This window comes from Paenibacillus sp. FSL H3-0333 (assembly GCF_038002805.1).
Lineage (GTDB): Bacteria > Bacillota > Bacilli > Paenibacillales > Paenibacillaceae > Paenibacillus_AQ > Paenibacillus_AQ silagei.
Genome location: NZ_JBBODG010000001.1, coordinates 7,623,585 through 7,635,704 on the forward strand (window position 1 = coordinate 7,623,585; position 12,120 = coordinate 7,635,704).

Here is a 12,120-nt window from a genome sequence, read left to right on the forward strand (position 1 = left end):
AAAAAAAATACTCCCTTGTATCTGCTGTATTCAGCAAAGCGCTCTGACATTATTCATCATCGACTTTGCAGTATCGTAGATCCTGTATATCGTCCGTCTGCAATGAATACTTGGCCATCAGCGCTTTGAAATGCTCGTCGCCCTGTGATGTAATTACGTAGATGTATTGCTCAGGATAGTTGTTAACGCTAACGACCGCCACCAGCACCATCGCCCATTGTGTTCGGTTTTTCGACTACATCGGCATAGGCCTGCGTCCAGTGAAATCAGCGAGGTCACTCCTATTTACTTATCCATAAAAAAACACAGCCCCGGAGGACTGTGTCTGGTATTCATCTATAGCGTCTATTGCTTCAGCATCCACTTCAGCAGATCCGGCAGGCTCGCCCACAAGCGCGAGTGCATAATTACATATTCAATCGCTTCATTGGGATCACCCATACCGACATAATCCGGAAGATTATGCGGCAACCGCTTCATACCCAGCAGGTAATCCGGCACATGCTTGTTCACTCCGCGGGCTATGCGGTAGAGCATTTTGAGCTGCGAGGTAATGCCGTTCTTCTTGAACTCCAGTACAATCCGGTCATAGGCAAAAGCCGCCGCCGCATCCTCTTCACCGTAGTTCTTAATGATCCGCTCTGCTTCTTCAAGCTGGTTGCTATACAGATATACAGCAGTCAGCAGATAGCGGGCACCCGTATTATCATCCTTATTAAGCTCCAGAATATGCTCCAGCATCTCTGTTGCTTCCTCCGCCTTACCGCCGAACCAGCAGGATTCCGCGTAGCTCTGGCAGATCCGGATATAAGGGCGGGTCTCATAGAGCCCCCAGAAGAACCCTTTATGCTTCGTAAAATAAGACTCGCCCAGCTCCCGTCTGCCTGCGGCGATTCCCGCCTTCAGCAGCTCACGGGCGTCCTCCTCATTCTCCGTTTCCTCGGCCAGAATAAGGTAGGCTTCCGGGCTGTCAGGATAGAGCTCCAGCGCCTTCTCCGCCAGCTGGACCCGGCGCTTCGCAGAGGTTGCCTCCATGGCTTGGGCCAGAAGGGTCTGCGCCTTCTCCTGCGGAGTTTCCGCTCCGTTCAGCGCCATCAAATCGTCCGCTTCCCCGGTCATGCCGTATTCCTCGACATAGTTATATATTTCTTTAACCTTGCGGGAGATCGTGGCCGTGGTAATCGCGTATTTGTCCGCCAGCTCCGCCTGCGACAGCATGAAGCCGTACTCCTCGGACAGCAGGTATTCGATCGCCGCACAGAATGAGCCTGTCTTCTTCACGGCCGGCTTGGTCTGGCGGGAGAAGCCGTTCCACAGCAGCAGTGCTTCCAGGATCAGCTCACGGTCATACTGGTCTCTCATGTGCTCGATCAGCTCCAGCGCCAGCTGTTCATGGGCCGGATGCTCCCAGTTCAGCTCCTTTGCCACCATCTTCTTCAGCTTGGGCAGCGTAAGCTTGCCCGCAGCAGGGGCGGCACTTACCGTAGCCGGCTGTTCCTCGTGCACAATTACGCCGGGTATGGTTACAGGTGCTTGCGCCGCTGCATCCCCTGCGTTAACCAGCCGCAGCATCGACTGGGCCGCCGCTCTGTCTTTCTCCATGCAGCATTTCTTATATTTGTTCCCGCTTCCACACGGGCATAAGTCATTTCTTCCTACCTTACTCAAAACTAATTCCCCCTTAAATCAGTAACTGTACATCCGCATAAGCAACGCTGTCATTGTACTATTATAGCATTCGTTATGAAATTGTTAAAAAAGGCCTTTCCTTAGAAAGGAAAGACCCTTTATCTGTATATATCCGCACATTTTCCCCCGTACGAGTTGTATTATAGCACTTCTCCTACAACTTGTCAGTCCTTTTTTTGGGACTTTCTCCTCAGACCAGTGCCTTCATTGCGATATCACTGCGGTTCTGTTTACCCGCAAACGTGATACTCTCCGCACTGGCATAGGCCGATGTACGTGCTTCAGCAATGGTTGCCCCTAGGCCTACCACCCCAAGCACACGGCCGCCGGCGGTCACCCAGCCTCCGTCTTCGCTGCGTGCGGTACCGGCATGGAAGACGAGCGCCGAGCCGCTGTCTTCCAGCCCGCTGATCGGCACCCCCTTCGGGTAAGGCCCGGGATACCCCTCCGAGGCCAGGACCACGCAGACTGCGGCCTCTTCGCTCCACTCGATCGGAATATCGGCGAGTCTGCCTTCGGTCACAGCCAGGAAAATCTCCAGCAGATCGCTTCGCAGCCGGGGAAGAACCACCTGTGTCTCCGGGTCCCCGAAGCGGGCATTGAACTCGATCGTCTTCGGTCTGCCGTCCGGCGAGATCATCAGTCCTGCGAACAGCACTCCGCTGAAGGGACGGCCCTCAGCCACCATCGCTCTGGCTGTCGGCTCAATAATCGTCTCGACCGCTTCACGGATGATAGCTTCATCGATATGCGGCAGCGGGGAATACGTCCCCATGCCTCCCGTATTAGGTCCTTTATCGCCGTCGAATACAGGCTTATGGTCCTGGGCCGCAGCCATCGGCCGCACCGTTTCCCCATCCACGAACGCCAGAATCGACATTTCCTGCCCGGCAAGGAACTCTTCAATGACGACCTGCGCCCCTGCTTCCCCGAAAACCTTGTCGACCATGATCTCCTGAAGGGCCTGCTCCGCTTCCTCACGGGAATACGCCACGGTTACCCCTTTGCCTGCGGCCAGGCCGTCCGCCTTGATGACAATCGGCAGTTCTTGGCTCCGCAGATAAGACAAGGCTGTCTCATAATCGCTGAATTTCTCGTAAGCGGCTGTCGGAATGCTGTATTTATGCAGCAGATCCTTCATGAAGGTCTTGCTGCCCTCAATCTCTGCGGCATTCTTCCGCGGGCCGAATACAGGGATTTCCTGAGCTTCGAAGGCATCCACAATGCCTGCAGCGAGCGGATCATCCGGTCCGATGACCACCAGTCCTACCTTCTTCTCCTTGGCAAAAGCGGTCAGCTTATCGAACTCGAAGACGCCGATCGGCACACATTCCGCAAGCTGCGCAATCCCGGCATTGCCGGGGGCGCAGTAGATTTTACCGGCACGGGGACTGCGGGACAAGCTCCAGATGATCGCATGCTCGCGTCCGCCGCCGCCGACTACTAAAATATCCATAAGGCTCTGATCCTCCCCAGCGTGCTAGTGTTTGAAATGGCGTACGCCGGTGAAGACCATGGCAATGCCGTATTCATTGGCAACCTTAATCGATTCCTCGTCCTTGATCGAGCCTCCCGGCTGAATAACTGCCGTAATGCCCGCCTTCGCAGCCATTTCCAGTGTATCGCCCATCGGGAAGAAGGCATCTGATGCCAGCACAGCACCCTTCGCTTTCTCGCCTGCTTGTTCAATGGCAATCTTGGCCGCACCGACACGGTTCATCTGTCCTGCACCTACACCGACCGTCATATCGTCAGCCGCCAGCACGATGGCGTTGGACTTCACATGCTTCACAACCTTCCAGCCGAACAACAGCTGCTTCAGCTCTTCTTCGGTAGGCTTGCGGTCGGTTACCACTTGCAATTCCTCAGGATTCACAGAGTGTACATCGCTCTCCTGCACCACCATTCCCCCTTCAACGGAGGTGACCACAAAGCTGCTCTTGCGGGATGCAGCGGTGCTGAGGTTGCCCAGCTTAAGCAGGCGGATATTCTTTTTCTTCGTCAGGATCTCCAGCGCTTCATCCGTGAAGCCTGGGGCCAAGACGATTTCGAGGAAAATATCCTTCAGCAGATTAGCCGTGTCCGCATCAATAATCCGGTTGGCCGCAACAATGCCGCCGAAGATGGAGGTAGGGTCCGCATTGTACGCTTTTTGATACGCTTCATAGACACTCGTGCCCACGCCCACACCGCAAGGATTCATATGCTTCACGGCTACAACGGCAGGCTCTTCGAATTCTTTGACAATCTGGAGCGCTGCGTTCGCGTCATTGATATTGTTGTAGGACAACTCTTTGCCGTGCAGCTGCTCAGCAGCCGTCAGGGTATCCTGCGCAGCCAGCGGCTTGCGGTAGAACGCAGCCTTCTGGTGCGGGTTCTCCCCATAGCGCAGATCCTGGATTTTCTCATAAGTGACCGTATAGCGCTCCGGCAGCGGTTCACCGGTGACATTCGCCAGATAATCGGCAATCAGGGCGTCGTAAGCCGCCGTATGGCGGAAGACTTTGGCCGCAAGACGTTTGCGGGTTGCAAGGGTTGTATCTCCACCGGCGCGTACTTCTTCAAGCACATTCGCATAGTCGGCCGCATCGACCACTACACTGACAAACGCATGGTTCTTCGCCGCAGAACGCAGCATCGTCGGCCCGCCGATATCAATGTTCTCGATAGCCTCTTCATAAGACACATCCGGCTTGGCAATCGTCTCCGCGAACGGATACAGATTCACCACGACGAGGTCGATGTAATCAAGGCCAAGCTCATTCATCTGCCGGGTATGCTCTTCGTTGTCACGAACGGCCAGGAGGCCGCTGTGTACGGCTGGATGTAAGGTTTTGACGCGTCCGTCCATGATCTCAGGGAAGCCGGTAACATCAGAGATGCCAATGACCGGAACGCCTTCCTTCGCGAGAAGTGTGCTGGTGCCGCCTGTGGAGATAATTTCTACGCCTAATGCAGACAACTCGCGGCAAAAATCCACGATGCCCTGTTTGTCCGATACGCTGACCAGCGCTCTCTTGATACTCACTTTGAATAGTCCTCCTCTGGATTCACGCTAGATTATTGGGGTGTTGTAAGAGTTACTTGATGAATATGCTGCTCTTGAAGACGGCTTGCATCCACTCATTGCCGCAGCTGATTTAGTTGGATTTTTGTCATCTATTTCCGGCGGGGAAGCACGTAGCGAGGCAATAGTTGGAAAATGTACACTTAAATGACGCCAGATAAGGTCAGTCATTCGATTAGGGCCGGATTAGTTGTACTTTTTCCACTTACGCTCCGTTCACCGCATATATCAGCCAGATTAGATGGAGAAAATCCACCTGTTCCAGCAGCTTAGCTTATCCCCGTGCCTATGAATGTTTGCCGGATGAACTCCGGATGATTACATCAACGAATCCTGTAGAACAAACTATTAATTTAGAATTTCCTGGTGTTTCTGTCCTGCTATTTGTGCTTCTGTCCTTATGCCAGCAAACCTGTATTTTCGCAATTTCCGGCTATGCCGCCAGATCTTCCGTCAATTCCTGACGCTCCTGCACTATTTCCCGAGAAATATACAGCTACTTCTATTAATCGCCAATGGTCGCCATTCTTCCGTTCAATTCTACTTTTCCGGCGGCAAAAGCACTTACCACCTCAGGATATAGCGCATATTCCACCTGATGGATGCGTGCAGCCAGCGATTCGGCGGTATCTCCAGACTGGACCTCCACGCTGCGCTGAGCAATCACCGGTCCGGTATCCATGCCTCCATCGACAAAATGCACGGTCACGCCCGTCAGCTTCACGCCATACTCCAGCGCCTGCCCGATCGCGTCCTTCCCGGCAAACGCCGGCAGCAGCGAAGGATGAATGTTGATGATCCGTCCGGCATACGGTGCGAGCAAAACGGGGGAGATCAGCCGCATATAGCCGGCCAGCACCACCAGTCCGATGTTCCGTCGCTGCAATTCAGCCACAATCGCGGCCTCGTACTGCTCCCGGCCCGCGAAGTCCTTCGGCCGCAGCAGCAGAGCAGGAATTCCTGCCTCCTCTGCCCGCTGTGCTACAGGCGCTTCCGGTTTATCCGAGACCAGCAGCTCTATGCTGCCTCCGCCCAGCCTGCCCTCCCGCTGTGCCTGGACCAGTGCAGCGAAATTGCTGCCTGTTCCGGAGGCAAAGACAGCGATTCGGCTCCACTCCATCAGACTTCAGCTCCCGTGAAGGTAACGATGCGCTCTCCTTCAGTAACCTTGCCGATGCGGTAGGCCTCTTCCCCGCTCGCCTTAAGCAGCTCCAGCGCACGCTCTCCGTCCGCTTCCGCCACTACCAGCACCAGCCCCACGCCCATATTGAACGTGGTGAACATGTCACGGTTGCTGACCTGCCCCTTACTCTGCATCAGGCTGAAGACCGGCTGAATCGGCCAGGAGCCGTAGTTGATCTCTACATTTACATTCTCCGGCAATACACGCGGAATGTTCTCGATGAACCCGCCGCCGGTAATATGGGCCATACCCTTGACCGGAAGCTGTTCGAGCAGAGCAAGCAGCGGCTTCACGTAGATCCGGGTCGGGGCCAGCAGAACATCCGCCAGCGGCGCTCCCAGCTCCGGCACAACCTCATCCAGGCCGTAACCGTCTTCCTCCAGCAGCAGCTTGCGCACCAGCGAGAAGCCGTTGCTGTGAATCCCGCTCGAAGCCAGTCCAATAACTGTGTCTCCTGGAGCAATGTCTGCTCCGGTGACCAGCTTCGCCTTATCGGCTACGCCGACAGTGAATCCGGCGATATCATATTCGCCAGCCGCATACATACCCGGCATCTCGGCAGTCTCGCCGCCGATCAGCGCACAGCCCGCCTGATGGCAGCCTTCGGCGATCCCGGATACGATGGCCTCGATCTTCTCCGGCACAACCTTATCGCAGGCCAGATAATCGAGGAAGAACAGCGGCTCCGCGCCCTGTACCACGATGTCATTTACGCACATGGCGACCGCATCGATGCCAATCGTGTCGTGGCGGTCAGCCGCGAACGCGATTTTCAGCTTCGTGCCCACACCATCTGTTCCCGATACAAGGACCGGCTCTTCGTACTTGTCCTTATTCAGGCCGAACAGGGCGCCGAAGCCTCCCAGCTCCGTCATCACTTCCGGACGGTATGTGCGCTTCACATGCTTCTTCATGCGTTCTACTGCTTCATTGCCAGCCGCAATATCCACTCCGGCTTTCTTGTACGCTTCTGACACTTCTCAACACCTCATTTAGATTAGTTTAGAGCGCGGGTTCGGGGCGGCAGGGATTTGAACCCTTCACTTCTGGGGTGGTTATAGTCGTCACTCCGAGGAACATTTGGACTTCCGGCCGCTGTTATGGCCCGATTTCCTGATTGATACCGCTATTTGCGGTAGAAATCCAAATAGCGTATGCTTCCGAAGCGAGCTTTCCTGCGGAAAGCTTTCAGGCGGACGCTACCGCTCCTACAGTTCCAAATTTCCTCTCCATGACTCCAACCACCAGGTTTAAATCCCTGCCGCAAGCCGAAGCTTCGCGCCTTGCACAGCGGCAGGGGGCCGGCGCTGGGCTTCGCACAGCGCCTCTTTAGGCGACCGTCACCCCGACTTTGCGCAGCAAACAGGACGGGGACGGGAGGCAGTTCACGCACGGGGCGCAGCCGTGCGCTCTCTTAAGCGACCGTCACCCCGACTTTGCGTTAAGCAAACAGGACGGGGGCGGGAGCTCTTCTCCGCACGAGGCGAAGCCGTGCGGGCCTCTTAGGCGACAGAATCTCCGGATTTGCGCAGCAAACAGGACAGATTCTGGAGCCGGTGGGCCCGGCGGACCGCAGGCCGCCGGGGGTGCAGCGCCGTGAAGCGTGTCCCGTCCGTGCGCAGCACACAGGGACAAAGCGGGGACGCCCACCCAAGCCTACTTAGCAAGTTTAGAGCAAGCTCCTTCCACCAAACTTTCGGGTGGCCGGAGGGCAGCGCCCTCCGGAATCCCCCTTCGCAAGGGGGACTTAGGGGGATGAGCCCCACAGACTTAGGGGGATGTTAACAACTGCATCCGTCCTTCTCTTCCCCGCCGAAATCCACCTGCGTCGGGTAATCATTGTCGAAGCAGGACAGGCATAAGCCGCCCTTGTAGTCGTCACTATTATAGCCGCCGATGGACTGGATCAGTCCGTCAGGGGAGAGGAACGCCAGGGAATCGGCGTTGATCTCCTCGCACATCTCGGCGATGGTCTTATACGAGGCAATCAGCTCGCGGCGGTCCGGGGTATCGATGCCATAGAAGCATGGATTCTTGAACGGCGGCGAGGTAATCCGCACGTGGACCTCTACGGCTCCGGCTTCGCGCAGCAGGTTGACGATCCGGCGCGAGGTCGTGCCGCGCACGATGGAATCGTCGATCATCACTACGCGCTGGCCTTCCACGACGCGGCGTACCGCGCTGAGCTTCATCTTCACGCCCTGCTCACGCAGCTCCTGGCTGGGCTGGATGAACGTGCGGCCGGTATACTTGTTCTTGATCAGCCCCAGCTCGTACGGGATGCCCGTCTGCTCGGCATAGCCGATGGCGGCGGAGATACTGGAATCCGGCACGCCGGTGACAATATCCGCATCCACGAAGGCTTCGAGCGCCATGCGGCTACCCATGCGCTTGCGCGCGGAGTGCAGGTTGGAGCCGTTCAGATCACTGTCCGGGCGGGCGAAGTAGATGTACTCCATCGCGCATAGCGCTTTGCGCTTAGGCTCGGCGAAGCGTTCTTCACGGAAGCCGTTCTGGTCCAGCACCAACAGTTCACCCGGTTCAATATCACGCACCAGCTGGGCACCGATGACTTCAAGCGCACACGACTCGGAAGCGAAGACATAGGCTTCGCCCAGACGGCCCATCACAAGCGGACGGAGTCCGTGGGTGTCTGATGCGACAATCAGCTTATCATTGGTCATCAAGAGGAAGGCGAAGCCGCCGACCAGCTGCGACAAGGCATCCTTCGTCGCTTCGACAAAATCCTTCTGCGAACGTGCAATCAGATGCGCCAGCACCTCGGTATCACTGGTCGTCTGGAAGATCGAGCCGCCCTGCTCCAGCTGCTTGCGGATCAGCGGTTCGTTAACGATATTGCCGTTCGTGGCAATCGCCAGATCGCCGTCACGGTATTTGAAGACCAGCGGCTGCGCATTGGTCAGCCGGCTGTCTCCGCTGGTGGAGTAACGCACATGGCCGATGGACATGTCTCCCACCAGCGATGCGATCTTGTCTTTGTCGAAGACTTCCTTCACCAGGCCCATGCCGCGGTGATAGTTGAAGTCGCGTCCATCCGCCACGCAGATGCCCGCGCTCTCTTCCCCGCGATGCTGCAGAGCATGCAGGCCGTAGTAGGACATTGAAGCGGCTTCCGGGTGTCCGAAGACCCCGAAGACGCCGCATTCCTCTTTTAATGTGTCAAAAATATCTCCCGAGCCCGTTCCTTCGTTGTAAAAGTCGCCGGTCCACAGGATAGGGGCTTCCTGCTTGTTCCCGGTCTTTATTTCATAAGACATGGAATAGCATCCTCCCAAATGGTCTTGAGTTCAGTAACGACTTCATCCAGTGCAGCCGCGCCGTCCAGCGCCACACGCAGGCGGTCCCCGCCAACGGTTCCAATAATCTCAACAGGTACGCCGTAGGCGGCAACTGCAGCCTTCAGCTCTTCTGCACGATCAGGTGCCGAAGTCAGGAGGATACGGGACTGGCTCTCGCTGAACAGTGCTACATCCTGGCGAAGTCCGCCGGCAGACAGCTCAATATTCGCTCCAATGCTTCCGCTGATGCAGCTCTCAGCAAGTGCTCCGGCAAGGCCGCCTTCCGACAAGTCATGCGCCGAACGGACCAGACCGCTGCGGATCACAGCAAGCACAGCATCCAGCAGCTTGCGCTCTGTCGCCAGATCAAGCTCCGGCGGACGGCCTTCAGTCAAGCCGTGAACGGCATACTGGAATTCACTGCCGCCCAGCTCTGCCTTCGTAACGCCCAGCAGTAGTACAGCATCGCCTTCCTGCTTGAAGGCCTGGGTTGTAATATGATCGGTATCTTCAATGAGACCTACCATACCGACAACCGGTGTCGGGTAGATAGCTCCCGAAGCATTCTCATTGTACAAGCTGACATTTCCGCCGATGACAGGCGTATCCAGCACCCGGCAGGCTTCCGCCATACCGTCTACCGCACGCTCCATCTGCCAGAAGATCTCCGGCTTCTCCGGGCTGCCGAAGTTCAGGTTGTCCGTTATCGCCAGCGGCTGGGCACCGGAGCAGACGATGTTGCGGGCAGCTTCGCTAACAGCAATGCGTCCGCCCACTTCTGGGTCGAGATAGACGTAACGGCCATTACAGTCCGTAGTCATCGCCAGCCCCTTACGTGTACCGTGGATAGTTACTACAGCCGCATCGGAACCGGGACGAACCGCCGTGCTGGTGCGGACCATATAATCGTATTGATTGTATACCCATGCTTTGCTTGCTACGGTAGGCGATCCCAGTACGGTGCGCAGCGCGCCGCCCAGATCAGTCACTTCCTCATAACGCAGTGTATCAATCGCTGCATTCTCCTCGTAGTAAGCAGGAACCGCAGACGGTTTGTTATAGATTGGGCATTCATCCACCAACGCCTTGACCGGCATATCGCCGACCACTTCGCCGTGATGGAACAGCTTCAGGCGGCCATCATCGGTCACCTTCCCCACCTTGCGGCAGATCACGCCCCAGCGGTCAAAAATCTCCTGCGCCTGCGCCTCATCCTTAGGCTCCACCACGAACAGCATCCGCTCCTGGGATTCCGAGAGCATCATTTCATACGGGGTCATCCCGTCTTCACGCTGCGGCACCTGATCCAGATACAGCTCCAGACCATTCCCCGCCTTGCTCGCCATTTCCGCGCTGGAGCAGGTCAGTCCGGCTGCGCCCATATCCTGAATACCGAGGACAATGCCGCTGTCGATCAGCTCCAGGCAAGATTCCATGACCAGCTTCTCCATGAACGGATCGCCGACCTGAACCGCTGTCTTCTTGGCTTCCGATTCTTCACTCAGCTCCACAGAGGCGAAGGTTGCACCGTGAATACCGTCACGCCCTGTAGGCGGACCTACGTAGAACACGGGGTTACCTACCCCTTTGGCGACGCCGCGCTGGATTTTGTCATGATCGATTAGTCCGACACACATCGCGTTCACCAGCGGATTGCCGTCATAGCTGTTGTCGAACATAATCTCCCCGCCGACAGTAGGGATGCCGATACAGTTGCCGTAGCCTGCGATCCCGGACACAACATGCTCGAACAGATATTTGACCCGGTCGCTCTCAAGCTTCCCGAACCGCAGGGAGTTCAGCAGCGCCACCGGTCTTGCGCCCATGGAGAAAATATCACGGATAATCCCGCCCACCCCGGTCGCCGCGCCCTGATAAGGCTCTACCGCCGACGGATGGTTGTGGCTTTCAATTTTGAAGACAACGGCCTGGTTATCCCCGATGTCCACGATGCCCGCGCCTTCGCCCGGTCCCATCAGCACCTTAGGCCCGCTTGTCGGGAAGCGGCTCAGCAGCGGCTTGGAGTTTTTATATGCACAGTGCTCAGACCACATGACGCTGAACACACCGATTTCTGTATAGTTGGGTTTACGTCCCATGAAGGAGGTAATGAGCTCATATTCGCTGTCTGATACACCGAACTGACTGTAGATTTTCTGCTCCGCGATCTGCTCTGCGGTCGGCTCCTTAGCGGATACTTGCTGCGTCATAACGATCCCTCCATGTCTTGAGAATGGATGTGAACATCCGTTTGCCGTCTTCCGAGCCCAGCAGGCTATTCGCTGCACGCTCCGGGTGAGGCATCATGCCGACTACATTGCCCGCCCTATTACTGACTCCGGCAATATCGGCCACCGAACCGTTCGGGTTGTCACTGTAGGTGAATACGATCTGATTATTCGCGTGCAGCTCTGCGAGCGTCTCTTCATCACAATAATAATTGCCTTCGCCATGCGCGATCGGAATGACGATCTCTTCATCCTTCGCATAGTCAATAGTAAACGGGGTTGTGTTATTAACGACCTTAAGCACCGTGTCATGACAACGGAACTTCATCGACATGTTGCGGCGCAGCGCGCCCGGCAGGAGACCCGCTTCGGTCAGAATCTGGAACCCGTTGCAGATGCCAAGCACGAATTTGCCCTGCTCTGCCGCCTTAGCCACTTCAGCCATTACCGGAGCGAACCGGGAGATTGCGCCGCAGCGCAGATAGTCACCATAAGAGAAGCCGCCAGGCACGAGAATGCAGTCATACGCCGACAGGTCTGTCGCTGTATGCCATACATAATCTACTGGTTCGCCGAGGCTGTCTTCTACTGCTTTGTAGCAGTCAATGTCACAATTGGAGCCTGGAAAGACAAGTACCGCAAATTTCATGACGT

At 56.3% G+C, this 12,120-nt stretch carries 10 protein-coding genes; all 10 read right to left on the reverse strand.

Translation table 11 applies throughout. The features are described 5' to 3' along the window. Positions 1-49: 49 nt before the first annotated feature. Positions 50-202, reverse strand: a complete 153-nt coding sequence (locus tag MHH78_RS33155; RefSeq protein WP_341170225.1) for a hypothetical protein — start codon at positions 200-202, stop codon at positions 50-52. 143 nt (positions 203-345) lie between these two features. After that, positions 346-1,668 (reverse strand): SEC-C metal-binding domain-containing protein, encoded by a 1,323-nt coding sequence (locus MHH78_RS33160; protein ID WP_339253448.1) that lies wholly within the window; start codon positions 1,666-1,668, stop codon positions 346-348. 211 nt (positions 1,669-1,879) lie between these two features. Beyond that, positions 1,880-3,145: a phosphoribosylamine--glycine ligase gene (purD, locus tag MHH78_RS33165; RefSeq protein WP_341170226.1), complete on the reverse strand. Its 1,266-nt coding sequence runs from the start codon at positions 3,143-3,145 to the stop codon at positions 1,880-1,882. A 24-nt stretch (positions 3,146-3,169) separates the two neighbouring features. Further along, positions 3,170-4,717: a bifunctional phosphoribosylaminoimidazolecarboxamide formyltransferase/IMP cyclohydrolase gene (gene purH / locus MHH78_RS33170; RefSeq protein ID WP_076080180.1), complete on the reverse strand. Its 1,548-nt coding sequence runs from the start codon at positions 4,715-4,717 to the stop codon at positions 3,170-3,172. 544 nt (positions 4,718-5,261) lie between these two features. After that, a complete protein-coding gene (gene purN / locus MHH78_RS33175; protein WP_341170227.1) occupies positions 5,262-5,876 on the reverse strand; it encodes a phosphoribosylglycinamide formyltransferase in 615 nt (204 codons plus the stop codon). Continuing rightward, a complete protein-coding gene (gene purM / locus MHH78_RS33180) occupies positions 5,876-6,916 on the reverse strand; it encodes a phosphoribosylformylglycinamidine cyclo-ligase (protein ID WP_341170228.1) in 1,041 nt (346 codons plus the stop codon). Before purM ends, purN begins: the two co-directional genes overlap by 1 nt. 525 nt (positions 6,917-7,441) lie before the next feature. Then, positions 7,442-7,606: a hypothetical protein gene (locus MHH78_RS33185; protein WP_341170229.1), complete on the reverse strand. Its 165-nt coding sequence runs from the start codon at positions 7,604-7,606 to the stop codon at positions 7,442-7,444. A 114-nt stretch (positions 7,607-7,720) separates the two neighbouring features. Continuing rightward, positions 7,721-9,217 (reverse strand): amidophosphoribosyltransferase, encoded by a 1,497-nt coding sequence (purF, locus tag MHH78_RS33190; protein WP_209875520.1) that lies wholly within the window; start codon positions 9,215-9,217, stop codon positions 7,721-7,723. After that, positions 9,202-11,448 carry a phosphoribosylformylglycinamidine synthase subunit PurL gene (gene purL / locus MHH78_RS33195; protein WP_076080176.1) on the reverse strand — a complete coding sequence of 749 codons (2,247 nt, stop codon included), beginning with the start codon at positions 11,446-11,448 and terminating at the stop codon, positions 9,202-9,204. Before purL ends, purF begins: the two co-directional genes overlap by 16 nt. Continuing rightward, the gene (purQ, locus tag MHH78_RS33200) at positions 11,426-12,115 is read right to left on the reverse strand and encodes a phosphoribosylformylglycinamidine synthase subunit PurQ (protein ID WP_036730944.1); all 690 of its coding nucleotides are present in this window, start codon (positions 12,113-12,115) and stop codon (positions 11,426-11,428) included. Before purQ ends, purL begins: the two co-directional genes overlap by 23 nt. Positions 12,116-12,120: the final 5 nt, after the last annotated feature.